Source organism: Bradyrhizobium sp. 23AC (genome assembly GCF_054863025.1).
Window position 1 is genome coordinate 1 of record NZ_JAVAYN010000234.1, and the last position, 255, is coordinate 255.

1 protein-coding gene is annotated in these 255 nt (G+C 42.7%); it reads left to right on the forward strand.

The genetic code is table 11. The annotated features are described in order from the left end of the window. Window positions 1-255, forward strand: a 255-nt coding sequence (locus RAD10_RS42250; protein WP_461622062.1) for a carbohydrate porin, incomplete at both ends; no start/stop codon positions are given.

The window sequence follows — 255 nt, forward strand, 5'->3', positions numbered from 1 at the left end:
ATAAAGATAGAAACAATCAAAGTACTCAAGACTTTAGTCAAAGTGGCCGTATTTTGGTGCAGATCGCTGCAGAACGTGAAGTCGCCAATGATCACTATCTAAAAGTTCAAGTTCAGCCGCTACTAAAATCCAGTGGTGATGTGGATCTGGATGATGCTTTCTTCGCTATTGGTCGCCAAGCCGACTGGGAATTAAAAATTGGTCGCTTTGAAGGCTTTGATATGTTCCCTGTTGGCCAAGATACGATGCTCGATT